This is a genomic window from Gemmobacter sp. 24YEA27 (genome assembly GCF_030052995.1).
Classification (GTDB): domain Bacteria; phylum Pseudomonadota; class Alphaproteobacteria; order Rhodobacterales; family Rhodobacteraceae; genus Pseudogemmobacter.
Genome location: NZ_JASJPW010000007.1, coordinates 24,625 through 50,137, shown reverse-complemented (window position 1 = coordinate 50,137; position 25,513 = coordinate 24,625). Strand labels below are relative to the sequence as shown.

Below are 25,513 nucleotides of genomic sequence, written 5' to 3'. Positions count from 1 at the left end.
GCTTTTTTATCGGATTGTCAGCGGCTTACAGCCTGCGCACAGAATCCTGGTGATGGCGGTCAAAGACCAGCCTCTCGCCTCCCAGGCCTGGATGCGCTGAACGATGTGGAAATCTTCCGCGTCGCCCCAGAGACTGGTCAGAACGCGACTGCGGGTCTGCCAGTCTCCCCGGCCAAGGCTGCGATCCCAGGTGATATCGACCCTCGCGCTGGCGGGGTCGCCGTCCCGGATCGACCAGATTTCCTCGATTTTCGATCCGGTGGTCAGGCCGTGCGTCAGATCCTCGGTCAGTGGTGTGGTGCCGGAGATGATGATCCGGGTTTCGCCGGTCGCGGGGTCGGTCTCGACATGTTTCGATTCGAGTGTTTCCGAATGGTATTTAAGCGCCAGAGGCGGAGCGCCGGTCGGTTCAGGAAAGCTGATCTCGTCACCTGTCGCCAGCGGGCGCAGCGGCAACGAGAGGCTGCCCCCGAGATCGTCACCGTCAGAGGCTCGGGTTCGGGCCAGATGAAGGGCCAGTAGCTGGTGGAAACAGCAATTCGCATCCGGTGGCCTTCGGGCAGGCGGTAGGCGATCTGGTCCAGATCCAGCGTGACCTCTGTGGGCTGGCCCGGACGAGATCCTTCATTGCCTCAAACCCGTCACGGTGGCGCAGGTTCAGGACGCCCATCGTGATCAGCGCCGAACTGCCATCGGGCGCAGATCGCAAAGCCGCACGGCGATTTGTCCGCGATGCTGATCGGCGCTGAGCGTCAGGGTGACACGCGGTGCACCGACAATGTCGCAGGTGTCATTCAGCATGTCGAGTCAAAGCAGGCCGAAAGCGCGTCATCACCCTGCTGGTCATCGGGCAATTCACCCGGGCCGAAGCCAAAGGGGAAATACTCCCCCGTCGCCATCCCGACCGCCGTCGAGGGGCGCGCCTGCTGCACGAAAGCGGGGCAGGGTGTCGCCCAGCCGGGCCTCGCCAAGGTGGAAGATGCGTGGCGTGATCCGGGCGAGGGCCATTCGGCCTCGGTAATCCAGCGCCCGGGACGATGCCCGAAAGAGGTTGCGGGCTTTACGCTGTCCATCAGCCAGGCGGTATAGGCCGGGGCCCGGTCGGCGCCGTTCCCGATGCCTTTCAGCCAGTGATCCCACCAGGCCAGCGCCTCTTGCAAAAAGCCGATCCGGGGTCCGGGCACCGCCATATGCGGATATTTGTGGTTCCAGGGGCCCATCAGCGCGCGCACCGGTGCGGTCAGATTGGTCGCGAGATGAGAGGGAGTGTTGCGATAGCCGTCATGCCAGCCGCCAATGGCAAAGACTGCCGCCGTGATCGCATCATAATTCTCGCAGACCGAGCCATGTTTCCAATAGGCATCGCGGTTCTGACGCTCGTGCCAGGTCTGTGCAAGGAAGGGCATTTTCTCCAGCCGGTTCAGCCAGATATCGCGCCAGGCCTCGCCTGCCAGCGCCGGGTCCGGCGGTGGCGAGAACCAGGAAGCCGCCGTCGCAGCCCAGCCGATATTCTCGCCCAGAAGGCAGCCGCCCTTGAAATGGATGTCATCGGCAAAGCGGTCGGTGGTCGAGCAAAGCGTGATGATCGCCTTCAGCGCGGGCGCGCGATTGGCCGCAGCCTGCAGCGAATTGAAGCCGCCCCAGGAAATCCCCATCATGCCGACATTGCCCGAGCACCAGTCCTGGCGCGAGATCCAGTCGATCACATCCAGCGCGTCCTGCATCTCCTGCGGCGAATATTCGTCGTCAAAGAGCCCCTCGGATTCGCCACAGCCGCGCATATCGACGCGCAGGCAGGCGTAGCCCCGAGCGGCAAACCAGGGATGGGTGATCTGATCGCGCTCTGCGGTGCCATCGCGTTTGCGATAGGGCAGAAATTCGAGGATCGCCGGAACCGGCTGCGCCACTGCATCCTCCGGGATCCAGCTGCGCGCCGAGAGCCTGGTGCCATCGGGGAGATTGATCGCCATATCGACGGTTTCATGGATCACGGTCATGCCCGGCACTCTTCCCTGGTTATTCTGGCCTCGCAGCGAAGCACTGCCGCGCAGAATGAGGGTTGAGGACTTCTTGCCAATTGCGCGGATTTGTATCAATTTGTGCTGGTTTACGCGAACAGATGCAAAGGAGCGTAAAATGTCCGTGCTGTCAGCGCGCATCGGCGAAAATTTTTCCCGTAATTTGCGAAATCTCTGTGCAACAAGGGTGTCAGTCTCGCTGATCTGCCGCGAAATCGGCATCAACCGGCAGCAATTTGACCGCTATCTTACCGGCTCCGCCATGCCCTCGGCGCATAACCTGCGCCGTATCGCGGCCTATTTCGCGCTGAGCGAAAAGGAACTCCTCTCGCCCCGTCTTGAGGATTCGCGCAGCGGGCCTGGCCTCGATCCGCAATCCTCTTTCGCCGCCGCCCTGCGCCCCGAGCCGGGCGAACTGGCATCGCTGCGGAACTATCTGGGCTTCTATCATTACTATTTCCTGACCCCGTCATGGCCCGGGCAGGTGCAATGCGGCCTCTTGCAGCTTTATGAGCGCGATCATCGGGTGTTGACCCGCTATGTCGGGCGTGTCGAGAATCCTGATTACGGCAGGATCACCCGGTCGCGCTTTGACGGCCATGCTGTGCTGCGCGGCGACCGGATCTTCATTCTGGAACATGCGCGCGGCCCGGTGGATGGGTTTGGCCAGACAATTCTCTATGCCGCGCATCGCCATCAGGCCAATTACCTGACCGGCATGGCGTCCGGGATCGGCTGGCATCCGCATCGCGGGCCCTTTGCATCGCGGCTGATCATCCGGCGATTGCGAATAACGCACTCGCTGCGCGAGGCCATGGCGCAATGTGGGCTTTTTCGGGTCGATGGCAGCAATCTCGACCCGATTGTGCGCAACTTCTTCAGTTCCGGGGAAAGCATGTTGATGACGGGATAAGCATCAGTCCTGATGCGGCCGTCACAGGCGGATTTTAGCCGCCCGGGACATCCCCGCGCGGCCTCCCTGCTCATAATTATGGCAAGGATCGTAGGCTCCAGACTCATTGAGTTTCATAGCCAGAAGAGGACGGTCGCAGCGAGCATGATCGCGGAGAAGAAGGTTTCCGGGCACCTGTCGTACCGCGTGGCGACGCGTCTCCAGTCTTTCAGGCGCCCGAACATGATCTCTATGCGGTTGCGCCGTTTGTAGCGTCTCTTGTCATATTTGACGGCCTTTTTACGGGACTTCCTGCCGGGGATGCATGCTTTTATCCCCTTGTCTTTCAATGCTTCTCTGAACCAATCAGCGTCATAACCTCTATCGGCCAGCAGCCAGTCCGCCTTCGGCAGGCTGCTCAGCAGAGCCGCTGCGCCGGTGTAATCGCTGACCTGGCCGGCCGACATGAAGAACCCGATCGGCCGCCCCTTCGCATCGGTAACGGCGTGCAGCTTCGTGTTTATGCCACCTTTGGTTCGCCCGATCTGACGCCCGCGCCCCCCTTTTTCACCCGCAGGCTCGACGCCGTGCGGTGCGCCTTGAGGTAGGTCGCGTCAATCATGATGGTCTTGTGCTCGGCGCTCTCAGCGGCCAGGCCGACCATGATCCGGGCGAAGACCCCGCTGTCACTCCAACGCTTCCAACGGTTGTAGAGGGTCTTGGCTGGTCCGTATTCCTTCGGCGCATCGCACCACCGCAACCCATTGCGATTGATGAAGATTATGCCGCTAAGGACACGGAGGTCATCAACGCGCGCCTTGCCATGGCTATTGGGGAAAAACGGCTGCAAGCGCGCCATCTGCGCCTCGGAAAGCCAGTAAAGATTGCTCATCGGTCAGTCTCCTTGCAGAGCCTGAATCACGCACAGAACCGGAAATCAATGGGTCCTGAACCTAATCGGCTGGAAGCGGATCTCTGCCTTTCCCGCGTGACGTTCAGCCCACGGCAATGATCTCGGCGGTGCCGCGAGCATTATACTTGTTCATGCGGAGCAGGTGAACGCCACTGGTTCGAGAGGACCTGCGACACAATGCGGATCTGGATCTCTGCGGTTTGCCGATCTGGGTCGCGTGAGGCGATGCGCTGGCCAAAGGCCTTGAGGCAGTTCATCCGCGCCTCGACCCGACTTCGGACATGGCAGCCGGCTGATCGCTTCCACTTGGCGCGTCCGGGGCGTCGTGTTTCGTGCAGGATGTCGTTTCGGACGCGGGCAGCAGGGCAATCCTCTTTCCACGCGCGGCCGTTGCAGCGGAGAGGGATGCTTGCGCGCGAGCCATTCTCCATCGCCGAGGAACTTGATCCCTGTGCTGTCCACCAGCAGGTTGAGAGGACCGGACGCACGGCGGTTCGATATCTGCACCGTGATGCGTTTCTGTCGGCGGCTCAGGGTCGAAAAGTCCGGCACCGGCCAGTCGAGGCCAGCCATCGACAGAATACTCTCCACCATCCCGGTCGTTTGTCGGAGCGGAAGCCCGAACAGGACCTTCACCATGAGGCAGAACTGAATGGCCGCATCGCTGAAGACTGCAGGCCGACCGTTACCCCCGGTCCGGGGACCGCGCCACGACATCTCTTTGTCCAGCCAGATCAGCAAAGAACCACGCTGCTTCAGCGCCCTGTTGTAGGACTTCCAGTTGGTCGTGCGGTAGCGGGCGGGTTCAGGCTTGGTCATCCCAGCTCTTTAAACCCATGGGTTCAAAGTGTGAATCCTGCTCGCTGAGGAGTTCTGCAACAACGCCGATCCGCAGCCTTATGGAAAGGCGGCCGGATGTGACGACCTTGCTGGCGCGGGTCGCTGGTATCGATCTCGACCGCCGGGTGGTGATCACCGATGACGGGGCGGCGATTGGCTATGACACCCTGGTGATCGCCACCGGTGCCACCCATTCATGGTTCGGCCATCCGGAATGGGCGCCCCATGCGCCCGAGTTGAAGACCATCGAAGATGCGACACGGATCCGCAACCGTATCCTGCTGGCCTTCGAGCGGGCAGAACGCGAAGCCGATCCGGAGATAAGGCATGCGTTGATGACCTTTGCCGTGATCGGGGGGGGCCGACCGGGGTGGAACTGGCGGGCATTCTGGCGGATCTGGCCCGCAATATGATCCGCAATGAGTTCCGCAACATCGACACACGCCAGACCCGAGTCGTTCTGATCGAAGCGGGTAAAAGGATACTCTCGTCCTTCCCCGAAGATCTTTCAGATTATGCGGCCCGCGCGCTGGAACGGCGGGGGGTGGAGTTGCGCTTTGGTGCCCCCGTGACGGATTGCACCGAAGAAGGCGTCCAGCTGGGCGATGACTTTCTGCCATGCCGGACGCTGATCTGGGCAGCGGGCGTCGCGGCGTCACCGGCCGCCAAATGGCTGGGGGTGAAGGGCGACCGGGCGGGCAGGGTGCCTGTGCAGTCTGACCTGACGGTTGCAGGCAGGCCTGAGATCTTCGTAATTGGCGATACCGCTGCGGTGCTGCAAGAGAATGGCGATCCGGTCCCTGGAATCGCGCCAGCCGCAAAGCAACAGGGCAGTCACGTCGCCCGTCTCATTCGCGCGCGGCTGTCCGGCCAGGCCACGACCGAGCCTTTCCGCTATCGCCATCAGGGTGATCTGGCAACCATCGGCAAGCGCGCGGGGGTGGTAAAAATCGGGATGCTTCGCCTGAAAGGCGCACTTGCCTGGTGGATCTGGGGTATCGCGCATATCTTCTTCCTGATCGGCACCAGGAGCCGGGCCGCTGTCGCATGGAACTGGCTCTGGACCTACCTGCGCGGCCAGAACAGCAGCCGCCTGATCGCGCATCCGAAACCCGGAGACGAGCCTGCCATCGACTGACCCCGCAGCAGCAACTTCCGGCGGCATCAGGCACCGACCCGGCGCCTGACCGGCGGGATCGGTTGCTGTAGTCAAGTGACAGTCACGCAGGAGTGCGGTCAACGCCTCGCTCTTCATATTCGCTGGAGCGGAACATCGTATTGCTCTGCAGGTTGCACTTAACGCACGTCTGCAGAGGAGATAGCCAGATGGTGGAAAAGAAGATCCCCGCGAAGGAAAATGCAGCATCGTTTAAAGATCCGAAGGGCCCTTCGGACCCGGGGGTGAAGGTTGACGCTGGTGAAGAGCATCACTTGAAACAGGCCGCGGCTTCACTGAATGAGCCTGATGCCTCTACGGCTCAGGGTCAACGCGAGGATCAGCCCTTGCGGCATGTCAATGACGCGACCCAGCCTGAAGAGAATGCAGGTAAGGCTGCGGATGTGCCTGATGATTATGTCAGGGTAGCCGGGCGCAAGGAAATGCTGATGCCACCCAAAAAATGGGACAAGGTGGATGAAGAGAGCGACGAGTCGTTCCCGGCCAGCGATCCTCCCGGAAACTACTGATCCCTTTGGTATCCGTCGCGTCTGGAAGCCCCGCTCGGTCGTTCAAATAGTGGTCTGAGGTTCCTCAGCGGCTTTAACGGCTGAGATAATAGCCCAGGACGGCGGCAAGCAGGATCGCAGCTCCGAGGAGGAGCTTAACGCCGCCATTTCCGGTCCAGCCGTCCAGCTCCGGTCGCGGCGTCGGTTCTTCTTTTACCTCATGTCTGCGTGCCATTGCGATCTGTTCGGGTGTTGGCGGGTGGCCGGCAGCTTCGTCATCGGTTCCGAGAGGCGCTGCTGCGGGATCCGGAAACGACACTTTGTCTCCAGCCTGACCGTGGTCGATCTCGTCACGAAGTTTGGCGGAGGTCACTGGGTCTTTCATAGCTCATTCTCCTTCAGCTCCCGGATCGAACCCCTGGCGACTGAACATGTTCCTGACCTGCCGTTCGCCCGGAACGATCTGTCGCATCGCCGGTTATGCAAAGGAACCCGAACTGGAGGTGATGTCCCATGGCCCCACGCGCGAATTGGAAAGGTACGCTGAAGATTGCCGAGCTGGCCTGCCCGGTGGCGCTTTATACGGCGGCCTCCACCTCGGACAGGATCGCCTTCCACACGATAAACCGCGCCACCGGCAACCGGGTGCGGCGGGAATTTGTCGATGCCGAAACTGGCGAGCCCGTGGATCGGAACGATCAGGTCAAGGGCTACGAGGTCTCGGACGGAGAGCATGTGCTGCTTGACCCCGAAGACATCGCAGCCGCGGTTCCCGACAGCGACAAGGTGCTGGCGATCGAAGCCTTTCTGCCCTGTGGAGAGGTGGATGATGTCTATTTCGACAAGCCGTATTATCTGGCGCCCGCTGATCATTCGGGCATGGAAGCGTTCGGTCTGATCCGTGACGGTCTGGCGGCAAAGAAAGTCGCCGCCATCGCGCGTACGGTGTTGTTCCGGCGGATGCGGACGGTGCTGATCCGTGCTGATGGGCAAGGGCTGGTCGCGACCACGCTGAACTTTGATTATGAAGTCCGCTCAGTAGAGGCTGCCTTCAAGGACATTCCTGCCCCCAGGATCGCGGGCGAGATGCTGGACCTGGCCCGCCACATCATCCAGACCAAGATGGGCACATTCGACCCTGCCGCGTTTGATGACCGATACGAGGCCGAGCTGGAGGGACTGGTCAAGGCCAAGATCGAGGGCCGCAAGATCAAACCGCGCGCAACCGAGGCGCGCGGCAAGGTGGTCGATCTGCTGGAGGCGCTGCGCGAAAGCACAAAACTGGACGGCAAGCCCGGCCCCGCCCGAAAGCCGCGCGCCAAGTCGACTGTAAAGCCCGGTGCAAAGCGCAAGGCGGGTTAAGCCATGGCGCTGGAACACTACCACCAAAAGCGTGACTTCACCGCTACCTCCGAGCCAAAGGGCAAAAAGGGACGCAAACGCGGCGACAGTTTTGTCATCCAGAAACACGCGGCGCGCCGCCTGCACTATGATCTCCGGCTGGAAATGGACGGTGTGCTGCGCAGTTGGGCGGTGACGCGCGGACCCAGTCTGGTAGCAGGGGAAAAGCGGCTGGCAGTGCATGTCGAGGATCACCCGCTGGCCTATGGCGCGTTCGAAGGCACCATTCCCAAGGGTGAATATGGCGGCGGCACCGTGCTCCTGTGGGACCGTGGCACGTGGTCCCCTATCGGTGATGCAGCCAGGGGCTATGCCAAGGGACATCTGGAATTCGAACTGTCGGGCGAGAAGTTGCAGGGCCGCTGGCATCTGATCCGGATGCAGGGCAAGCCGGGCGAAAAGCGGGAGAACTGGCTGCTGATCAAGGCGGATGATGAGGTCGCCCGACCGGGCGATGCACCCGACATCCTGGAAGAGCTGCCACTGTCGGTCAAAACCGGTCGCGACCTCTCCGAAATCGCAGGCGATGTGTCAGGTCAGCCTGCGAAAGACGGGACACCCCGGAAGACCCGCGCAAAGGCCGAATCCGCAGAACTCGACGAAACCGAAACTCGGCTGCCCGATCCCGCGACGATCAGGGCCGCAAAGAAGGAACCTCTGCCGGATTTCATTCCGCCGATGCTGGCGACGCTTGCCCCCGCTGCGCCGAAGGGGGATCGTTGGCTGCATGAGATCAAGTTCGACGGCTATCGACTGCAAGCCTGGATTGACGTCGGGCAAGTCAAACTTCTGACCCGCAGCGGGCTGGACTGGACCGACCGCTTCGGCAAACAGGTGCCGACGGCCTTGCGCGACCTTCCCGTCGGCACCGCATTGATTGACGGCGAGATGGTGGTCGAAAGCGGCAATGGCGCCTCGGATTTTTCCGCCCTTCAGGCAGATCTGAGCGAGGGGCGCGAGGACCGATTTCTGTTCTACGGCTTTGACCTTCTGCATCTGGATGGTCACGATCTCCGCGGGCTGCCGCTGGTGCAGCGTAAAGAGATACTGGAGCACCTTCTGGCCACATCAGGCGGCCCGTTGCGCTACAGCAGCCACTTCGAGGAAAGCGGCGCGACGGTTTTGCGACATGCCTGCCGCCTGAGTCTTGAAGGGATCGTGTCCAAACTGCGCGACTCGCCTTACCGGCAGGGACGCGGCAAGGCCTGGATCAAATCCAAATGCTCGGCCCGGCAGGAATTCGTCATCGGCGGCTATATGCCCTCGACCGCGTCGCCAAACGCCATCGGCTCGCTGGTCCTCGGTGTGTATGAGGGGAATGATCTGATCCATGTTGGCCGCGTGGGCACCGGGTTTTCGGCCCGCATGGCGCAGGATCTGTTCCGGCGGCTGGAGAGGATCCGCAGCGAAGACAGCCCCTTTGCGGCCCCTTTGACGGCGGAACAGGCGCAGCAGGTGCGCTACTTGCGGCCCGAACTTGTGGCCGAGGTCGAATTCCGCGCCTGGACGGCGGATGGCCATCTGCGCCATGCGTCGTTCCGGGGCTTGCGCGAGGACAAGCCCGCCTCTGAGATCCGCAGTGAGGCTGCGACCGCCGTGGCGAAACCGGCCAAAGCCGCGCCGCGCCCCAATTTCAAACTGACGCATCCCGACCGGATCTACTGGCCGGACGAGGGGATCACCAAAGAGGGTCTGGCGGATTACTACACTCAGGTCTGGCGGCAGATCGCGCCTTTTGTGGTCAATCGCCCCCTGGCGCTCTTGCGGTGCCCCGAAGGGATCAGCGGCCAGAGTTTCTTTCAGAAACACGCCTGGAAGGGGATGAACAGCAATATACTGCTGGTCGAAGACCCGAAGGACCCAGGTGATCCGCTGATCAGCATCGACAGTCTGGATGGTCTGATCGGGCTGGTGCAATCGGCGGCGCTGGAGATCCACCCCTGGGGGGCTTCGCTTGAGGATTCAGAGCGGCCCGACATAATCACTATGGATCTGGATCCGGGCGAGGGTGTGGAGTGGCCGCGTGTGATCGCAGCAGCGCATGAGGTGCGCCAGCGGCTGACCGAGGCCGGGCTAACGGCATTCGTCAAGACCTCGGGCGGCAAGGGGTTGCATGTCGTGGCGCCGATCAAACCCCATGCCACATGGCCCGAGGTGAAGGCGTTCACCAAGGGTGTTGCGCAGGCGATGGCCTCCGATGCCCCCGGCGACTATGTGGCAACAGTTGCGAAGGCCAGGCGCAAGGGGCGCATTCTGATCGACTATTTGCGTAATCAACGCGGTGCGACGGCGGTAGCGGCCTATTCTACCCGCGCGCGGCGCGGGCGGCGGTGTCGACTCCGTTGGAGTGGCAAGAGCTTGGGCCGGAAATCGGCCCGGCGCATTTCACCCTGACCAATCTGCCTGCCCGACTGGCCGCGATGACAGGCGATCCGTGGGAGGGGTTTCGCAAGTCAGCCGCGCCGATGAAAGTCAAGGCGCGATAGCTATTTGCCCTTCTTCTCTGCGGCAAGGCTGCGTTTCAGCGCATCCATGATGCTGACGACGTTGTCCTTGGCCGCAGGTTCAGCCTTCGCCTTGGGCACACGCTTGCGGCCCCTTTTCTTCGCGGCGATCAGATCAAGTAGCCGCGCCTGGACAGGGTCGGACGCCATGTCAGGCGACCAGGGTTTTTTGCGCTCATCTATCAGATGCTTGACCAGCGTCATCAGTTTGGGATCGGGCTTCTTGTCCTCGACCTTGCCGAAATATTCCGCCGCGCCGCGCACCTCATCGCCATAGCGCAGGGTCCAGACCACGATGCCATTGCCGCGCGGCTCCAGCATCACAGCGCGTTCGCGGCGATAAAGGACCAGCCTTGCGATGCCGACCGTTCCGGTATCGGCCATGGCGGCGCGGATGACGGAAAACGCCTCCTCGCCCACCCGATCCGCCGGCGAGAGGTAGTGCGGCGTATCATACCAGATCCATCCGATGGTATCGGCAGGGACAAACATGTCGATGTCGATGGTGCGTGTGCTTTCCAGCGCGACCTGATCGATCTCGTCATCCTCAAGGATGACGTAATCGTCTTCACCCCGGGCATAGCCCTTGACCTCATCCTCGTCGCGCACTGGCTTGCCGCTGACACTGTCGACATACCGGCTGACCACACGGTTGCCGGTTTTGGAATTCATCGTGTGAAAGCGCACCTTTTCGGCCTCGCTGGTCGCTGGGGCCATGGTCACCGGGCAATTGACCAGCGAGAGTTTCAGATAGCCTTTCCAGAACGGCCGGGGTGCCATGCGTCACTCCTCAGCAGTCGTTCTCTTTGTCGACCCGGCCGGGATGGTCGCGGTCCTCGCACATGGCTGTGTCAGGGTTGCGCCCGCGCGGGATCGAGGGTTCGTCGGTCCCCTGTGCGATTGCATGGTTGCGCACTTCCTCCGGGGTGACGCGCTTCTGTTCGGGCGTCAGTTCATCTCCGCCAGGGACAGCAGCTTCAGCCTGCTCTGCCGGGCTGGTTGCTTCCCAAGCCTGACTGGTCAAATCGGCCTCAGGGCTTTGCCCCAGTGATTTCTGCTTCGGATGAGTGGCGGGGTCTTCGGTTTTACGGTTCATCGTACCTCTCCGATTGATGGATATCCAACCATTCAACACGCGCCTTGTTCCCGTGGTTCTCCCCCGCCCCCGCTATCGATGTGGGAAGTGGCGCTGACGGGACAATGAGCTCACGGTCCCGCTGGCTCGTGTCGCGCGGTCTGTCTGCGAAACTGGAGCGGGCATTTGCAGGGTCGGGATTCCGAGCTCCGCCAGCAACGCCACGCATGTTCTGGATCTTTGATCACTCAGCGGAAGGTCAGCTATCCTTGCGCTGAAATCTGCCCGCTCTCCTTCAGCGACAGCAAGGGCCGCAGCCCGTTCCAGGATCAGACCGACAATGTTGAACCCTCGCGCTTCGAGATGCGCCGCCATTGGAATAGCGACTTCAAGCCGGTCCTCAATGATCACCACATTTCTGGTCATGGGATCGCTCACTGCCTCCACTTAGGCGCAGGTGTGGCGCGGACCCAACTGTCTCCGCCACAGTTCGGGCAGGGCGCGTGGGGGTCAGCAACCATCCCGCAGTGCTCGCAACAGGCAGTAGCGCCCCGGTCAGGCACATCGCCTTTAACTTCCTCCCTCGGCGGCATGATCGAGAGGCCAGGCTGCGGGTTTTCTGCCGGAAACATCGATAACTTGCCGGAAGGCTCGAGATACACAACGCGGAGGGAGGCAAGGTTCTCAACGCCTTTAAGGCGCAGCATTTCCATCAGCTCAAGTGATCCGAGCTGGCGGGCGCTCAGGCCATCACAAAGAATAACGCCATTGCGCAGGATCGCCACAGGTTGTCCTTCAATGATGCGTTTCGCGAGGCGGTACCGCCGGATTGCATAATCGACAGCTTTGTCCAGCACCACGAGGACGGCAATGACCAGCATGGCATGGGCGAGCGGCACCTCGGGGTAGAACATCGCATCTCCGACGGCGGCGCCGAGTGCGATGACAAGCAGGAATTCGACGACCGAGAGTTGCGAGATGCTGCGCCCGCCAATCCAGCGCAGCAGCGCCATGGTCCAGATCCAGATGACCAGGATGCGAAAGACGATTTCCAGGTAGAAGAGCGGCGGATCTTCACCAAGGAACAGGCGAACCCAGTCAAAGGGAGTTATCGCTTGCATGTGGCGGATTTCCTTCCCCGAGCACTGCGGTGAGAGATTCAGTGCGAGGTCAACTGGCTGACCGTGCAGACATCTGGTCAGTCAGCAGTCCCGGCCCACCAACAACGGTCAAGAGGGCAGTGAGGTTCCTGTACTGCCAGAGTCGGAGGGACATTGGCCGTTCGCTGAAGAAGCGTTCTCATTTCCCATGATCCGGCTGTGCCAATTCAGTCCGATACGCAGCGACATAAGCCAATGCGACCAAGGCACCGCCGATCAGATTGCCCATCGTTGCAGCGAGAAGATTGGCGAATATCCCGATGACGGTGACGTCATAGCCCGCATGGTCGCCCTTTATAAAAAGGCATATGGCAGCAGATACATATTCGCGACCGAATGCTCGAGCCCGGCGGCGACGAAAGCTGCAATGGGCAGGAGCAGGGCTGCGAGTTTCTCAGTCACAGTCTGACCGCCATAGGCCATCCAGACCGCAAGGCAGACGAGCATGTTTGCCAGAATGCCGCTGGCGAGCGTGACGCCAAAGGATTTGTCGAGCTTGGTCAGGGCGAGATCCAGCGCCGCCCTGCCGACCGCTCCTTCGCCGCCCGCATGGACGTCGGCGAGGGCGATCAGCCCGGCAAGAGTCACCGAGCCAACAAAGTTCGCGATATAAACGATGCAAAGCGCGAGCAATGCCCGAGATGCCGCCAGCTGGCCGAGGGCAACCGGCCCTACCATCAGGGTATTGCCCGTGAAGAGTTAGGCACCTGCGACCAGAACCAGCACAAGGCCGAGCGCAAAGACCAGACCTGCAAGGGCCTGCGCCACACCGAAGGGCAGGTCATCGCCTTGTGCAAGCGCAATCGTGGCAAACAGCCCGCCCAGCCCGATGTAGATGCCTGCAAGGACGCCAAGCACAACCATAGGACGTAACGACAGATTGGCCTTGTCGGTCACAGCGTCGAAGACTGCCTTCGTCAGGACGGGCGGTTCCGGCAGCGTAGTATCAGACATGTGCCTGGGCCTCCGAACTGACCCGCACCGGAACCGATTTAGCGGCCGGTGTCTTGCTCTCCTGTGCATATTGCCACAGCGGGATCAGCGCGTTGCATTCGGGGTAATAGGCGGCAATGGTGCCTTCAGGGATATCATAGTCGATGACCTGCAACCCGCCGACACTCCGCGACACACCATCTTCCGCCGCAGTGGTCAGCCTTGCCAGGCCGTCCTTTGCAATCTGGAAACGCATCCGGTCGTTCGGGTTCATCATCACGATCATGCGCGAGCCGTGTATGCCGCGCAGCCGATCGGCATTTCCGTAGATGGTGGTGTTGAACTGGTCGTTCGACCGCAACGTGATAAGGCGCAACACACCGGGATCATCGTCGGTATCAAAGCTGGCATGCAGGGCCGAAGGCGTCTTGAAGTTCGCTTTACCGGTGTCGGTCTCCCAGATGCGTTCACGAGCCGGAACAGGGCGCGGGAAGCCGCCGGGCAGGTCGAGGCGGTCGTTGAAATCGTGGAAGGCGTCGGGAAAGATCGCTGCGATCTCGTTCCGGACCAGCCCGTAGTTGGCGACCCAGAGATCCCATGGCACCAAAGGGTTCTCTGGCAATGTGGCTTTGGCAATTTCGGCCACGATCTTGGGCTCAGACAGCAGTTGGGGGCTGGCCGGGCGGTATTTTCCGCGCGATGCGTGAATGCAGGTGGTCGAATCTTCCATCGTGACGATCTGTGGCCCAGACGCCTGTTCATCGATTTCCGAGCGCACGAGGGTCGGCAGCAGATAAGTCGTGCGCGCGGTTATCAGATGGCTGCGGTTGAGCTTGGTGGCGATCTGCACAGACAGATCGAGATCGCGCCATTTGCGCTCCATCAGCTCGCGCTCGGGGATGGCCCGGACAAAGTTGCCGCCCAGCCCGATGAAAGCGCGGACCCTGCCGGCGACGATACCCTCGCAGGCCTCGACGGTGTTCATGCCGTCTTCGCGCGGCGGTGTGAACCCATAGCGCTCTGCCATCGCGTCGAGCGGCACCAGCGCGGTCTTTTCGGCAATGCCCACCGTGCGTTGGCCCTGCACATTCGAATGCCCGCGCACAGGGCAGATACCTGCGCCGGGCCGGCCCATATTGCCGCGCATCAGCAGCAGGTTGACCAGCATCTGCACAGAGTCGACGCCCAGCTTGTGCTGTGTCAGGCCCATACCATAGATGGCGATGACCGATTTTGCCTCTGCATATGTCCGTGCTGCCGCCTCGAGAGCCTCGCGCGGCAATCCGCAGGCGGCTTCGATCTCGGGCCAGGTGGTGGCGCGCACCATGGTCTCGAATGTCGCGAACCCGGCGGTATGGGCGTCGATGAACTTGTCATCAAGCACGCGCGGCTCGCCCGCAGCCTTTGCGGCATCGTCCCAGGCGAAGAGTGCCTTGGCCATGCCGGTCATCACCGCGATATCGCTGCCCGCGCGCGGTTGGTAGTATTGCGTTGCGATCTGCGTGGCCTTGTTGGTCAGCATCTGTCCCGGCCGCTGCGGATTGACGAAGGCTTCCCAGCCTCGTTCGCGTAATGGATTGAACACCACGATGGGCACGTCACGTTCGCGCACCTCCTGCAACGTGTGCAGCAGTCGTGGCGAGTTGGTGCCGACATTCTGGCCGAAGGACAGAATGCAATCCGTGTCCTGAAAATGCTCGAGCAGAACAGTGCCAACGGGGGTTCCGATGCTCTGCGGCAGCGCCACGGAGGTGGTTTCATGGCACATGTTGGAACTGTCGGGCAGATTGTTGTTGCCATAAAGCCGCGCGAGAAGCTGATACATATAGGACGTTTCCAGTGAGGCGCGCCCCGAGGCATAAAAGACAACATCTTCAGCGGCATATGACCGCAGATGGGTGCCGATGTCGGTGAAAGCCTCGGCCCAGGATATTTCGATATATCTGTCGCTGGCCGCGTCATAGCGCATCGGGTGGGTCAGCCGCCCCTCGTTCTCAAGGTCATAATCCGGCCACTGGAGCAAATCTGAAACGCGATGCCGGGCAAAGAACTCTGGTGTCGTGCGTTTCGAAGTAAGATCCCAGAATGTTGCCTTGGCACCGTTTTCGCAGAATTCTGCAAAATGGGGTTCTCCAGGTTTCGCCCATGCGCAGCTGGTACACATGTAGCCGCCGGTTTTGTTGTGGTCCCGCATCAGACCGATACCTTTAGACATCGCGCCTTGCCGAACGGAATGCTTCAACAGCGATTTGACCGATCCCCATCCGCCGGTCGGTTGGTGATAGGCTTTATGGCTGGCGCGATCTGACATGGTTCTCTCCTGACGTTGTTTTTATTGAAAGTTCCGCCGGTCGCAGATGTTCCCGCCCGTTGATGACAACGCCTGAGATATGAGACTGCGCTCTGGCATCTCACCGATCAGTGGGTCAGATTTGTGTGCTGAAGCAGCTGCGCTGGCTATCGCTGGCCAGTCCTGCGAGCGAGATGAATGTCTCAACGTGCCCCTGGCAGAAATCGTCCGCCCCGGGTCGGTCAACGCCCTCGTCCAGCGTCAATGGCCGCTGCCTTTATTGCCGTGCGAAATATGCTGTAATGTGCCAGCAGGTTTAAGCATGCCTTTGAGGGGTGGGGGGCTTTGGCGTGTTCAGGCCGTTAAGGTTAAGGCACTCCGCGATCAGCCGACATTTCTTCGCGCGAGGCGGCCTGCTTGCCAGCTTAAAGTGAGGAGCAGCACAGAGGGCATGCGCCATGACCTTATCATTCACGCCGCCTTTCGATCCTGAGCTGGACGCATGTGCGCTGGCTCGCAAGCTCATTGGCGCAGCTCTGTTGGTGCGTGGCGTGGGAGGAATCGTCATCGAGACGGAGGCCTACGCTGCAGATGATCCGGCATCCCACAGCTTTCGCGGGCCAACCCTGCGTAATAGTGCGATGTTCGGCCCTGCGGGCCATGCCTATGTCTATCTTTCCTACGGGATGCATCTCTGTCTGAATGTGGTCGGTCGCCCGGGTGAGGCAGTGCTGATCCGCGCATTGCGCCCGGAATGGGGATTGGATGTGGTGCGGAAGCGCCGCCCGACGGGACCTCTGTGCGCTGGACCGGGACGATTGTGTCAGGCCCTGGATGTACGGAGTTCCGACAATGGCAGGCCCTTCGACGGAGCCGATCTGGTGCTCAGACCCGCAGTCCGGCCGACCGGGGAAGTGATCAGCGGTCCTCGCATTGGGATCTCTCGCGCGGTGGACCTGCCATGGCGCTTCGGGCTGACGGGTGAGACCGGACTGAGCCGGAAGTTCTAAACCCCGGCCACCCGGAGCACGGGTCAATCTCAAGATCGGCGCCACATCGTGGAAAAGTGTGGCCACAGAGATTTGGGCACACCTGCTGCAAGGAACAGAAGCGAAGGGAATACGCGTTACGCGCTGCTCAGCCCTTTGGCCAGTTTTCCAAAGTTTCCTCGGTATCTGCCACCTCAATCTGCGTATCGAAACGGCTGGAGTAGAGATCCATCAACTCACTATGTGTGCGGTCGGATGAACTGCAAAGTGCATCCCTGACCATGACCACCCGAAAACCTCGATCAATAGCTCCCAATGCCGTGGCCAAAACGCAGATATCGGTCTCGCCTCCGGTCAGGAGGATCGAATTCACCTTTGCCCGAGCGAGGAGACGGTCCAGCGCCGGATCAAACCATGGCGAATAGACCATCTTGTCGATGATCTTCGCTGGCGGGGTGTGGCGCACCAGTTCGGGCAGGAGGTGTACCGCCTCGGCTCCGATCCTGTCCAGAGTGACGCAGTCCCACTTCCGATAGTAATGTCGCCATGCTCCGATTGTCTCGTCGGGGTTGGCAGGGGGCAGGAAGCGAGTGAAGATGGTGCGTGCAGAATTGTGACCGCATATCGCTTCGACATTCGGCATAATCTGGTCCAGCCACGGTACCGCCCAGGGATAGCCGGGGCCAAACAGACGTTGCATATCGACACAAATATGCACGCAGTCGGGCCCCAGTGAACCATGTCTCAGCCCCTGTCCCATTCGCGTCAGGGCTTTAATGCGCGTTCGCGGGCCCAGAGACGTATCTGCCGACAGGTGGCGACAAAATCGGCGCAGGTTCCAAGGTCCAATGGCAGCAGCCCCTCATCCGCCGTTGGCTCAATTCCGACCGCTTCCAGCAGCGCCGTAGCCCCCTGCGTATGCGCAATGAACTTGCAGTGGGCAAAAGCGTCACTGACAAAATCGCGCGCCGCCACATCCCCGGCCAGCCTTTCGGCTCCTTCCGGTGTCAGGATCAGTGCCACCGCATCGAAGAGCACCGACGGCCCGCCATCCACCATATGCATGGCGGGGATGAGACTGCCATCCGCAGCCCTGGCGCCGCCGATCTTAGGGGCGATCACTTCCAGCATGGCGCCTTCGCTGGCCAGCGCATCCGCCAGTTCCTGCACCAGCGCCGCGTCCACGCCGTCGCAGATCAGCGCACCGACCTTGCGGCCTGCGAAGCTTTCAGGGGGATTGCTGAGGATGCTGAGGGCCGGGGATTCCGGAAGATCGACAGGTGCCACGGCGGCATCTGCCGGATCGGGCAGCATCTTGATCCCCAGCTTTTCGGCAACCGTCTCGGCCAGCGGTCCGTCGATGTTCAGGAGATGCGCGATCATGCGCTCGCGGATCACCGGCAGCTCGCATTTCGCCAGCTCGAAGACCAGAGCGCTGGCGATGTGCTTCTGCTCGACCGCCGTTTGCGACAGATAGAACTGACGTGCCTGGCTGTAGTGATCGGCAAAGCTTTCAGGACGCAGGCGCTGTTTCGGGCCTTCGGGCGGGGTAGCATGGCTGCGATGGCCACGTTGCGGGTCTTCGCGGGGGCCAAGCCCGTGCGAGTTCGGCTGGTAATTCACCCGGCCTTTCGGGTTGCGCATCGCCATATGCCCGTCTTGCTGGAAATGCGCGAAGGGGCATTTCGGCGCATTCACCGGGATGTGGGTGAAGTTCGGGCTGCCAAGCCGCTTCAGCTGGGTATCAAGATAGCTGAAATTGCGGCCTTGCAGCAGCGGATCGTCGGAGAAATCGATCCCCGGCGGCACGTTCTGCGTCATGAATGCGACCTGCTCGGTCTCGGCGAAGAAGTTGTCGGGCATGCGGTCCAGCACCAGACGTCCGACCGGGATCGGCTTGATCAGTTCCTCGGGGATCAGCTTGGTCGGGTCGAGAACGTCGAAGTCAAAGCTGTCGGCGAAGTCCTGATCGAAGAGCTGCAGGCACAGCTCCCATTCCGGGAAGTCCCCGGCCTGAATGGCGTTCCACAGATCGCGGCGGTGAAAGTCGGGATCGGCACCGTTGATCTTGACCGCCTCGTTCCACATCACCGATTGCATGCCCAGTTTGGGCTTCCAGATGAATTTCACGAAGGTGGACTTGTCATTCTCATCCAGCAGACGGAAGGTGTGGACCCCGAACCCCTCCATGAACCGGAATGACCGGGGGATGGCCCGGTCCGACATCACCCACATGATCATATTCATGGATTCCGGGGTCAGACTGATGAAATCCCAGAAATTGTCATGCGCCGATTGCGCCTGCGGAAAGCCCCGGTCGGGTTCGGGTTTCACCGCATGGATGATGTCGGGGAATTTGATCGCATCCTGGATGAAGAAGACCGGGATGTTGTTGCCGACAAGATCCCAGTTGCCTTCCTGCGTGTAGAACTTCACCGCAAAGCCACGCACATCGCGGGCAAGATCGGCGCTGCCCTTCGATCCCGCCACGGTCGAGAAACGCACGAAGACCGGGGTGATCTCTCCGGCGCGCTGGAAAATGTCGGCGCGGGTGAATTCTATCAGCGGTTCATAGGTTTCAAAGAACCCATGCGCGCCGTAACCCCGGGCATGGACCACGCGTTCCGGGATACGCTCATGGTCGAAATGGAACATCTTCTCACGAAAGTGGAAATCCTCGATCAGGGTCGGGCCGCGAGCCCCGATTTTCAGCGCGTTCTGGTCATCTGCGACCGGCCCGCCCTGTGCGGTGGTCAGGGTATCGAACCCGTCCTCCGCCGTCTGATGCAATTCGCCACCCGCACCGCGGGTCAGTGTCTGGTCATGGATCCTGGCGCTTTTGAACTTCGGCATCTTATTCTCCAGAGCTTGCGGGGGGCTTGCTGGCAGTCCCGAGCGAGCCGGGCTGCTTGGTATTGGTGTCGGGCCGGGCATTGGGGTCGATCCGATGCTTTCCGGCCGGGTCTATCTGCTGTTGGCGCTGATCTATGACGTTCGGTGCGACGCGACGCTGAACCTCGGGCGGGATGGGATCGGGCTTTGGATCGCGGTCAGTCATGGCGCGCACCACCCATCAGCCCGTCGTCTGTCGGTTCGGCTGCAGCGATGAACGCCATCAGCCCGAGGATCATGGCCGTCAGAAAGGGTTCGAAAATCATGACATTCTTCCCTGGTTGGGCGTCAGCGCTGTTACTGGCCGGTGACTTCAGCCTTGGCCAGAACGGGGCCGCGTATGGCTGGTCGCGGCTATCAACAGGGGATCGCTCAGAATGTTCCTGCCTCTGGGTCAGAGAAGTGAGGCTTCCGCGATTTCTCAGGGTTTGGCTGAAACAGGCGGCCCATTCTGAGCAAAAGGCAGCACCAGATTGCTGATTGCGCGGGCGAGTGGAGCGTGGACGCTTCTGGTGCCCTGATCGACAGCGTGCCCCAGCAGGCCATTCTGGCACAGCCGGTCGTCATCCCAGCCCGGATGGTTCGCAATGGGGTAGAGGCAGATCCCTCAACCCGCACACCCCGCCGGGACGCCCGCGCCGTCTCTGCCACGACATAGTCCAGCCAGGCGGCGCGGCGATCCCCCTCGATCCCGGTTTCGGCGATCAGAAGGGGCGGTTGTAGCGGGCAGCCACCTGGAACAGAAGGTCGGACAAAGGCGCGTAGTGGAGGGAATCCACGTCAACGGGTGGCCCGCCATGCACCCATTGATTGTTGAAGTAATAGTTGACCCTACAATATCCAGGAATTCTGGCGCCCCGTCGATTTGCGGCCAGATGCGCCCCGCGATCAGGTCAAAGGCCTGAAACTGGGCATCATGCCAGCCCTGCGCCTCCCACAGCGGGCGGCCGCTTTGGGGATCGTGATGAATGGCGATCAGCGGCTCGGCATGCACAAACCGCGCGCGCGGATCGACGTCGCGCAAGGCCCGCATCGCGGCGATGGCCGCACGGGCCAGCTGGACCTTCAGCTCAAACCCCCGCCCTGAGGCAAAGGGGTTCAGATAGCGGGCATCACCGCCCGCCCATGAAAAGAAGCTGATCTCGTTGATCGGGCACCAGAAAGGCACGGCGTCGCTGCGGTCGCGCAGGTGCAGAGCGGCGGCACGCGCGAAGGCGGCGAAACAATCGACAAAGGCAGGCGACCAGATGTCCAGCCCATCGGGCCAGCCATAATGCATCAGATCCCAGATCACCTGCGTGCCGGTGCGGGTCGCGGCATCCAGCATGGGGGTGAAAGATGCGAAGTCGTAGCGCCCGGTTCGGCTTCAATCAGATGCCAGCGCAGGGCATCGCGGCAGGCGCGGATGCCAAGACCTGACAACTGGCGATAGTCACCCTCTCCATTCGTGTCGTGGTGGGTGGCGGCGATCACATCCAGCCGCGTGCCGCTGCGCAGACGGTGGGTGGAGCTTTCCCATCCGCCGAGGATGAAGCTCTGGAACAGTCCGCTGGGCGGGGCTGGGGGGCGTTCGTCTAGAACCTGCGCGAACAGCCGCTCCCACTGCGGCACCACCACGGCGGCGGAATAGGTGTTGCGGACATGGGCCTGCAGGGCCATCCCTAGGCGGGCGCGAAGGGCCGGGTCCGCGATCAGCCGCCGCAAGGCCGTGGCGAGTTCAGCGGGCGCTTCATGCGGCACGAACACCCCGGTGTCGTCTTCGCGGATCTGCTGCAATGCGCCGTTGTCGGGCGTGGCGATCACGGCCAGCCCCGCCGCCCGGCCTCGGCGATCACATGCGGCATCCCTTCCCCGCGTGACAGCCAGCAGAAGATGTCCATGGCGGAGAGCAGCGCGGGCACATCGGCCGGTCGCCGATGAAGATCAGCCGTTCCGACAGCCCGAGGGTTTGCGCCAGCCGATGCAACGCATCGGCATAGTCCGGCATGAAGGCATCCGGGCCGCCCACTATGACAAACCGCGCCAACGGTTCGGTCCGGGCGACGTCGGCCGCCGCACGGAGGAAATCCTCAACCCGCTTCTTGCGGTCCAGCCGCCCGACCCAGCCGATCAGGATCTGGTCCGGCGCAACGCCAAGGCTGTGCCGCATCGGCCCGCGGGTCGCGGGATCGAACTCGGTCAGATCCACCATCGAGGGGATTTCGATCGCATGCTGCGGGCGATCCGGCATCCGGCCCGCCGCAGCCGCGCGGATGGTGTCGCAGACGCCGACATAGCGGGTGGTCAGATGCTTTGGCCCGGCCAGCGCCTCTGACACCAGCCCGCCATGTTCGATCAGCGGCGGATGCAGGGCCAGACCGTCCATCGCGGGGTAAATATCGGCCACATTCTGCGATGAGATCACGATATCCGCCCCGGTGATGCGGCGGCGCAGATAGGCCACGGTATCCTCGAACCCGAGCGTATAGGCGGTGGTGTCGACAGTCACACCAAGCGCGCGCAGCTGATCATGACTCTGGTCCGGCATCCCGTCTTTGCGGAAACAGGGCAGCACCTCGATCCGGTATTTCGCGGGGTCAAGCGTGTGGGCCAGAAGCCGCACCTCCGTTTCCTCACCCCAACGACCAGCCAGGCAAAGACCCACAGGATACGGATCTTGCCCGCATCGGGATGCGGTTCGGGGATGTGGCCAGTGGCGAGGCTGGCGGCCGCCGCGCGGTCGTCGCGTTCGCGCTCGGTCAGCGGAACGGGGCCGTCCATCAGCGATGCTCCAGCACGATCTGGCAGAACTCAGGGCGATCTTGCAGCAGATGCCGCAGAAAGCCCGGCGCTTCATAAAAGGGGATGACATGAGTGATCATGTGCTGGCGGATTGCGGGGCCATCCGAACCCAGCAGGGCCAGCGTCTCTTGCGCCAGCCTGCGCTGGTCCCATGACTGGGCCAGAGCGCGCGGCATCCGGTTGATCTGGGCGCATTGAAGCGACAGGCCATTATGGTGGAATTCCTCGCCCAGCCGGGTGGCCTCCATGCCGCCCTGATAGAAGGCGAGGTCTATGACCACCCTTGTGGCCGCAGGGCGCGCAAAGCCAGATGCAAGCTCTCGGGTCGTGCCCGGGTCTGGATCACCACCTCAGCCCCCCGCCCACCGATGGGCGAATGCCAGCGCGCCTTGGCATGGCGCCAGGCGGCATCCTCATCCAGCGCGTCAAAGCCCATCCGGTTGGCAAGGCCGCGCCGCCAGTCCGACGGTCAACCACCACAACCTCGGACGCGCCGGCACGGCGGGCAAAGAGGGCGCAGAAGAGGCCCACCGTGCCGCCCCCAGACCAGCACCGGGCGTCCGGCGAGGCCAGCCCCCAGATGCGGCACATGTGGGCCGAATTCCAGGGTATCGGCATGCAGGATGCCATTGGCCGCAATCGGCCCCATCTGCGCGGCAAAGATCCCAGCATCGGATCCATGTCACCGGGAAGGTGCAGCAGCAGATCGTGGTCGGGATGGGCGGTATGGCCGGTCTTGTGGCCAAAGGTCGTGGCCAGCACATCGCCATCGGCAAAGCCGGGCGCGCGGGTGTCGATCACCCGCGCAACCTCCATATAGCCGAGGAAGTTCACGGGGAACCGGGCTGAGGGTTCGCCTTCGACAAAGACGCCCTGACCCGCATCCCAACGGCTGTGGAGATAGGGGTTGGTGCCTTTCAGGAAGGTCAGCTCGGTGCCCGCGCTGATGCCGCTGAACATCAGGTCAAGGCGCAGCTGGCCATCACCAGCGGGACCCTCGTCATATGCAAAAATGAACGGCGCGCCGGGGCGTTCGACGCCAAGGCTGCGGATGCGTCGGGGCTGATCCGGCAGGGCGGGCATCCTAGGCAACGACGCGGCGAAAAAAGGGCTGCGGGTTGGCCCGCAGCACCTCCATCTGCACGGGCGCACCGGTGAGGGCGGACTGTTGCACGGCCAGCGCCACGCGATGGGTTTCCAGCGCCTGCGCATAGGGGCAGCGGATGCGGTTCTCGCCCCCCTGCACCGCGTCGATAAAGGCGCGGTCTTCGCGCCAGACCGGATCGCCTTCGGCCCGGCGAGCGGGGCGGCCGTGGCCCACGTCGATCATAAGGTCGTGGTCGGTGATCTCCATCGCCAGCGCATCGGCGAATACATGCAGGGCGACCCCGTGGTTCCATCGCAGCAGGCAGGTTGAGGCCAGGGTTGCCACCGCGCCGCTGGCAAAGCGCAACGTGGCGGCGGTGGCGGTTGGCACGGTCAGCCCGGCGAAATCCGGGCGGTCGCGGCGGGCGGTCATGGCGGACACCTCTGTCACCTCACCGGCGAGACACCGCGCCATGTCGATCACGTGGGTCGCCTGTTCAACGATCTGCCCGCCCGAGGCATCCTCACGCCACCACCATTCCGGCGGCGGGGTCTGGTCCAGCCAGAAGCCGGTCATCAGATGCGCCGGGTTACCCGCCAGCTGCGCCCGCGCCTCATCCACCGTGTCGAGGTAGCGCCAGTGATAGCCGACGGCAGTGATCAGACTGGCCGCCGCAACCTCTGCCGCGATCGCTTCGGCCAGGGCCAGATCCAGAGACAGCGGCTTTTCCACGAAGAACGGCAAACCGCGCGCTATGCAGGCGCGTTCGGCATCGCCATGGGCAAAGGGCGGCACGCAGATATAGACCGCATCAACGTCGACCTCGGCCAGCATGGTGGCGTGGTCCTCAAAGGCGCGGGCGTCCAGCCTTTGTGCGGCCTCTTCGGCGCGGGCCAGATCGGGGTCGGCTACGGCCACGATGCACACATCCGGCATCTGCGCCAACACGCCAAAATGGCGTTGCGCGATACCGCCCGCGCCGATGAATGCCAGTCTTGTCATAGCGGGGCCTGTCCTTTTTCTGCGGTCGCGTGTTTGGGCATAAAGACCGGCGGTGCGGTCTGCCATGTGACGCGCGGTGAAGAGATGGCGGAACCTGTCCGCCTGCTGCGCGGCGACTTCCTCGCGCCGTTCGGGTTGGTCCAGGGCCGTGGCGAGGGCTGCGGCCAAGGCGATCGGATCACCGGGTGATACCAGCCAGGGGTGATCTGGCCCCAATGCATCAATGTTGCCGCCGATGCGGCTGGCGACCACAGCGCGATGCGCGGCCATCGCCTCAAGCACGAAAAGTGGCAGACCCTCAAACGCCGAGGGCAGGACCACGATTGCTGCGCCCGCGATAAGGGTCGGCACATCGTCGCGCTGGCCCAGCAGCTCGACCGAGGTCAGCCCGAGCTGGCGCAGCTGGTCGCAGATCGCCTGTTCTTCAGGACCGCTGCCCACTAGTTGCAGCCTGGCCGCCGGGTGGCTGTGCCGCAACCTGTGCATGCCATCGATCAGAACGCTGTGGTTCTTCTGCGGCGTGAACCGGGCGACGCAGAGGATGATCTGGCCTTGCGACACATTGGGCGCGCCTGCGGGTGGGGTGATGCCGTTTGGGATGGTGATCACGGGCAAGTCGATGCCGCGCATCCCGCCGATAGCAGCGTGCCAGCTTTTCCCGGCAGCCTCGCCCACTGTGGTGATCGCATCAACATTCCCCAGCATCTGGGCATAATCGGCGACCTGTCCCGGATCGGTAATAAGCCAGGGCAGATGCTCGGTGCGGATCACGGTTGCTCCGGCGCGGCGGGCGGCGGCGCAGATGCCATGCCCCTCCCATCCGATGCCGGCATGGACATGCACCAGAGATGCGCCTGCTACCGCCGTTCTCCAATCATTCTCGGGAACCGTTCCCGCCTGCAGCCCAAGATCGGCGGCTTGCCGGACAAGGTCATGGCCTTCCATATGGTCGCCAAACAGCAGCCCTGGCCTCCATTCGCGAGTCAGGGCCGTGGCAAGCGTCAGCATCACCCGCCCCACACCCGAGGGGGCGGCGCTGTCTGTCGCCAACAGAGTTTTGACTGCGGCCAT

At 62.2% G+C, this 25,513-nt stretch carries 24 protein-coding genes and 3 pseudogenes; 7 read left to right on the top strand and 20 right to left on the bottom strand.

All coding sequences use genetic code 11. The features are described from left to right. Positions 1–6: 6 nt before the first annotated feature. From QNO18_RS25890 to QNO18_RS25875, 4 genes and pseudogenes are all read right to left on the bottom strand, one after another. On the bottom strand, positions 7–456 hold the full coding sequence (locus QNO18_RS25890) for a hypothetical protein (protein ID WP_349293947.1): 450 nt from the start codon (positions 454–456) through the stop codon (positions 7–9). Positions 457–518: 62 nt separating this feature from the next. After that, a pseudogene (locus QNO18_RS25885) lies at positions 519–563 on the bottom strand (hypothetical protein); the annotation flags it as partial. Between the two features lie 112 nt (positions 564–675). Further along, positions 676–801, bottom strand: a complete 126-nt coding sequence (locus QNO18_RS25880) for a CocE/NonD family hydrolase C-terminal non-catalytic domain-containing protein (RefSeq protein WP_349293946.1) — start codon at positions 799–801, stop codon at positions 676–678. Beyond that, complete coding sequence (locus tag QNO18_RS25875) at positions 795–1,997, bottom strand: CocE/NonD family hydrolase (RefSeq protein WP_349293945.1); 1,203 nt, start codon at positions 1,995–1,997, stop codon at positions 795–797. Before QNO18_RS25875 ends, QNO18_RS25880 begins: the two co-directional genes overlap by 7 nt. Positions 1,998–2,136: 139 nt before the next feature. Between QNO18_RS25875 and QNO18_RS24240 the strand changes: the two genes are divergently transcribed. After that, positions 2,137–2,931 (top strand): XRE family transcriptional regulator, encoded by a 795-nt coding sequence (locus QNO18_RS24240; protein WP_283180020.1) that lies wholly within the window; start codon positions 2,137–2,139, stop codon positions 2,929–2,931. A 113-nt stretch (positions 2,932–3,044) separates the two neighbouring features. Here QNO18_RS24240 and QNO18_RS24235 read toward each other — a convergent pair. Then, a protein-coding gene (locus tag QNO18_RS24235; protein WP_283180019.1) for an IS5 family transposase occupies positions 3,045–3,802 on the bottom strand; the annotation gives its coding sequence in 2 pieces (ribosomal slippage) (positions 3,045–3,478 and positions 3,478–3,802; 759 coding nt in all). A gap of 103 nt (positions 3,803–3,905) precedes the next feature. Next, positions 3,906–4,642, bottom strand: a pseudogene (locus QNO18_RS24230) (IS5 family transposase). Between the two features lie 98 nt (positions 4,643–4,740). Between QNO18_RS24230 and QNO18_RS24225 the strand changes: the two are divergent. The 3 genes from QNO18_RS24225 to QNO18_RS24215 all read left to right on the top strand — a co-directional run bounded on the left by QNO18_RS24225 (position 4,741) and on the right by QNO18_RS24215 (position 6,349). Further along, positions 4,741–5,076, top strand: a complete 336-nt coding sequence (locus QNO18_RS24225; protein ID WP_283180018.1) for an FAD-dependent oxidoreductase — start codon at positions 4,741–4,743, stop codon at positions 5,074–5,076. Beyond that, complete coding sequence (locus QNO18_RS24220) at positions 5,034–5,801, top strand: FAD-dependent oxidoreductase (protein WP_283180017.1); 768 nt, start codon at positions 5,034–5,036, stop codon at positions 5,799–5,801. Before QNO18_RS24225 ends, QNO18_RS24220 begins: the two co-directional genes overlap by 43 nt. Positions 5,802–5,989: 188 nt before the next feature. Then, positions 5,990–6,349: a hypothetical protein gene (locus tag QNO18_RS24215; protein ID WP_283180016.1), complete on the top strand. Its 360-nt coding sequence runs from the start codon at positions 5,990–5,992 to the stop codon at positions 6,347–6,349. A 73-nt stretch (positions 6,350–6,422) separates the two neighbouring features. On the opposite strand, the gene QNO18_RS24210 is transcribed toward QNO18_RS24215, so the two are convergent. Next, the gene (locus QNO18_RS24210; RefSeq protein WP_283180015.1) at positions 6,423–6,713 is read right to left on the bottom strand and encodes a hypothetical protein; all 291 of its coding nucleotides are present in this window, start codon (positions 6,711–6,713) and stop codon (positions 6,423–6,425) included. A 128-nt stretch (positions 6,714–6,841) separates the two neighbouring features. Between QNO18_RS24210 and QNO18_RS24205 the strand changes: the two genes are divergently transcribed. Both QNO18_RS24205 and ligD read left to right on the top strand, forming a co-directional pair. Next, the gene (locus QNO18_RS24205) at positions 6,842–7,690 is read left to right on the top strand and encodes a Ku protein (RefSeq protein WP_283180014.1); all 849 of its coding nucleotides are present in this window, start codon (positions 6,842–6,844) and stop codon (positions 7,688–7,690) included. 3 nt (positions 7,691–7,693) lie between these two features. Beyond that, positions 7,694–10,123: a DNA ligase D gene (ligD, locus tag QNO18_RS24200; RefSeq protein WP_283180013.1), complete on the top strand. Its 2,430-nt coding sequence runs from the start codon at positions 7,694–7,696 to the stop codon at positions 10,121–10,123. 92 nt (positions 10,124–10,215) lie between these two features. On the opposite strand, the gene QNO18_RS24195 is transcribed toward ligD, so the two are convergent. The 5 genes and pseudogenes from QNO18_RS24195 to QNO18_RS24175 all read right to left on the bottom strand — a co-directional run bounded on the left by QNO18_RS24195 (position 10,216) and on the right by QNO18_RS24175 (position 15,712). Next, on the bottom strand, positions 10,216–11,013 hold the full coding sequence (locus tag QNO18_RS24195; RefSeq protein ID WP_283180012.1) for a Ku protein: 798 nt from the start codon (positions 11,011–11,013) through the stop codon (positions 10,216–10,218). A 10-nt stretch (positions 11,014–11,023) separates the two neighbouring features. Next, positions 11,024–11,329: a hypothetical protein gene (locus tag QNO18_RS24190; RefSeq protein WP_283180011.1), complete on the bottom strand. Its 306-nt coding sequence runs from the start codon at positions 11,327–11,329 to the stop codon at positions 11,024–11,026. 413 nt (positions 11,330–11,742) lie between these two features. Beyond that, positions 11,743–12,429, bottom strand: coding sequence for a YetF domain-containing protein (locus QNO18_RS24185; protein WP_283180010.1), 687 nt, complete (start codon positions 12,427–12,429; stop codon positions 11,743–11,745). 333 nt (positions 12,430–12,762) lie between these two features. After that, positions 12,763–13,422: pseudogene (locus tag QNO18_RS24180) on the bottom strand (formate/nitrite transporter family protein). Beyond that, a complete protein-coding gene (locus QNO18_RS24175; protein WP_283180009.1) occupies positions 13,415–15,712 on the bottom strand; it encodes an FdhF/YdeP family oxidoreductase in 2,298 nt (765 codons plus the stop codon). The pseudogene QNO18_RS24180 and the gene QNO18_RS24175 overlap by 8 nt, the downstream one beginning before the upstream one ends. Before the next feature lie 437 nt (positions 15,713–16,149). On the opposite strand from QNO18_RS24175, the gene QNO18_RS24170 reads away from it, so the two are divergent. After that, on the top strand, positions 16,150–16,701 hold the full coding sequence (locus QNO18_RS24170) for a DNA-3-methyladenine glycosylase (protein WP_283180008.1): 552 nt from the start codon (positions 16,150–16,152) through the stop codon (positions 16,699–16,701). 127 nt (positions 16,702–16,828) lie between these two features. On the opposite strand, the gene QNO18_RS24165 is transcribed toward QNO18_RS24170, so the two are convergent. From QNO18_RS24165 to QNO18_RS24130, 8 genes are all read right to left on the bottom strand, one after another. Then, positions 16,829–17,440, bottom strand: coding sequence for a cysteine hydrolase (locus tag QNO18_RS24165; RefSeq protein ID WP_283180007.1), 612 nt, complete (start codon positions 17,438–17,440; stop codon positions 16,829–16,831). A gap of 5 nt (positions 17,441–17,445) precedes the next feature. Next, positions 17,446–19,533 (bottom strand): catalase, encoded by a 2,088-nt coding sequence (locus QNO18_RS24160; RefSeq protein WP_283180006.1) that lies wholly within the window; start codon positions 19,531–19,533, stop codon positions 17,446–17,448. A 646-nt stretch (positions 19,534–20,179) separates the two neighbouring features. Further along, positions 20,180–20,899, bottom strand: a complete 720-nt coding sequence (locus QNO18_RS24155) for a hypothetical protein (RefSeq protein ID WP_283180005.1) — start codon at positions 20,897–20,899, stop codon at positions 20,180–20,182. Beyond that, positions 20,863–21,381 (bottom strand): hypothetical protein, encoded by a 519-nt coding sequence (locus QNO18_RS24150; RefSeq protein WP_283180103.1) that lies wholly within the window; start codon positions 21,379–21,381, stop codon positions 20,863–20,865. The genes QNO18_RS24155 and QNO18_RS24150 overlap by 37 nt, the downstream gene beginning before the upstream one ends. 22 nt (positions 21,382–21,403) lie before the next feature. Beyond that, entirely contained in the window at positions 21,404–22,174 is a 771-nt protein-coding gene (locus tag QNO18_RS24145) for a glycosyltransferase family 4 protein (RefSeq protein WP_283180004.1), read from the bottom strand. Between the two features lie 157 nt (positions 22,175–22,331). Continuing rightward, positions 22,332–22,634, bottom strand: a complete 303-nt coding sequence (locus QNO18_RS24140; RefSeq protein ID WP_283180003.1) for a hypothetical protein — start codon at positions 22,632–22,634, stop codon at positions 22,332–22,334. 61 nt (positions 22,635–22,695) lie between these two features. Beyond that, positions 22,696–23,436, bottom strand: a complete 741-nt coding sequence (locus QNO18_RS24135) for a hypothetical protein (protein ID WP_283180002.1) — start codon at positions 23,434–23,436, stop codon at positions 22,696–22,698. Between the two features lies 1 nt (position 23,437). Further along, complete coding sequence (locus tag QNO18_RS24130) at positions 23,438–25,513, bottom strand: glycosyltransferase (protein ID WP_283180001.1); 2,076 nt, start codon at positions 25,511–25,513, stop codon at positions 23,438–23,440.

Coding starts and splice junctions, on each gene's coding strand:
- QNO18_RS24210 (WP_283180015.1), bottom strand. CDS start 6,713: ATGAAAGACCCAGTGACCTCCGCCAAACTTCGTGACGAGATCGACCAC.
- QNO18_RS24215 (WP_283180016.1), top strand. CDS start 5,990: ATGGTGGAAAAGAAGATCCCCGCGAAGGAAAATGCAGCATCGTTTAAA.
- QNO18_RS24160 (WP_283180006.1), bottom strand. CDS start 19,533: ATGCCGAAGTTCAAAAGCGCCAGGATCCATGACCAGACACTGACCCGC.
- QNO18_RS24195 (WP_283180012.1), bottom strand. CDS start 11,013: ATGGCACCCCGGCCGTTCTGGAAAGGCTATCTGAAACTCTCGCTGGTC.
- QNO18_RS24175 (WP_283180009.1), bottom strand. CDS start 15,712: ATGTCAGATCGCGCCAGCCATAAAGCCTATCACCAACCGACCGGCGGA.
- QNO18_RS24135 (WP_283180002.1), bottom strand. CDS start 23,436: ATGCCCGCCCTGCCGGATCAGCCCCGACGCATCCGCAGCCTTGGCGTC.
- QNO18_RS24170 (WP_283180008.1), top strand. CDS start 16,150: ATGACCTTATCATTCACGCCGCCTTTCGATCCTGAGCTGGACGCATGT.
- QNO18_RS24155 (WP_283180005.1), bottom strand. CDS start 20,899: ATGCTGGATGCCGCGACCCGCACCGGCACGCAGGTGATCTGGGATCTG.
- QNO18_RS24240 (WP_283180020.1), top strand. CDS start 2,137: ATGTCCGTGCTGTCAGCGCGCATCGGCGAAAATTTTTCCCGTAATTTG.
- QNO18_RS25875 (WP_349293945.1), bottom strand. CDS start 1,997: ATGACCGTGATCCATGAAACCGTCGATATGGCGATCAATCTCCCCGAT.
- ligD (WP_283180013.1), top strand. CDS start 7,694: ATGGCGCTGGAACACTACCACCAAAAGCGTGACTTCACCGCTACCTCC.
- QNO18_RS24185 (WP_283180010.1), bottom strand. CDS start 12,429: ATGCAAGCGATAACTCCCTTTGACTGGGTTCGCCTGTTCCTTGGTGAA.
- QNO18_RS24130 (WP_283180001.1), bottom strand. CDS start 25,513: ATGGCCGCAGTCAAAACTCTGTTGGCGACAGACAGCGCCGCCCCCTCG.
- QNO18_RS25880 (WP_349293946.1), bottom strand. CDS start 801: ATGCTGAATGACACCTGCGACATTGTCGGTGCACCGCGTGTCACCCTG.
- QNO18_RS24190 (WP_283180011.1), bottom strand. CDS start 11,329: ATGAACCGTAAAACCGAAGACCCCGCCACTCATCCGAAGCAGAAATCA.
- QNO18_RS24165 (WP_283180007.1), bottom strand. CDS start 17,440: ATGGGACAGGGGCTGAGACATGGTTCACTGGGGCCCGACTGCGTGCAT.
- QNO18_RS24205 (WP_283180014.1), top strand. CDS start 6,842: ATGGCCCCACGCGCGAATTGGAAAGGTACGCTGAAGATTGCCGAGCTG.